Annotated in this window: 1 protein-coding gene; it reads right to left on the bottom strand. The window is 42.0% G+C overall.

Features of this window, described 5'->3' with window-relative positions:
- Positions 1-100: 100 nt before the first annotated feature.
- Positions 101-271 (bottom strand): hypothetical protein, encoded by a 171-nt coding sequence (locus LKX83_RS31935; RefSeq protein WP_227887291.1) that lies wholly within the window; start codon positions 269-271, stop codon positions 101-103.
- Positions 272-407: the final 136 nt, after the last annotated feature.

The following is a 407-nucleotide window of genomic DNA, read 5'->3' as shown; positions in this document are numbered from 1 at the left end:
CTGATTAAGAAACGCAAAACGGGTACGGTTGCTTTTGCATCCTGGACATAAGTATGGTGTCGCCATTCATCTTTCCTTCCTTTCTTCGCTATCTGTCTGCTTATTTCAACCATTGTTTGAGAAGGCCAATCGCATACGAAAGCCCTTTGGCCCTGCCGATTTCTTTGTAGACCTCTTCGCTTTTATTCTGACGGCTTGCATTGAGTGCAGCCTGTATCTGCTCCTGTTGAATATCGGCAATTAACTTCTCCATATCCTGCCGCATCATCATTGCAATCCACCTTCCTTTATCCTCTAGCTTGTGAAAAATCGGATGTTTTATTCACGATTTTCCTAAATAAAGAAAAAAGTTCTAGCAGGTAAAACAAAGCCATATGAATAAAAAAGAGTCGGCGACACGTTCGCTA

Source organism: Cohnella baijiui, assembly GCF_020731285.1.
GTDB lineage: Bacteria > Bacillota > Bacilli > Paenibacillales > Paenibacillaceae > Cohnella.
Note: the sequence above shows the minus strand (reverse complement) of the source record. Positions and strands in the feature narration are given on the sequence as shown.

What these genes read in the sequence shown, in the direction of transcription:
- LKX83_RS31935 (WP_227887291.1), bottom strand. Translation starts at nt 271, where the DNA reads ATGATGATGCGGCAGGATATGGAGAAGTTAATTGCCGATATTCAACAG.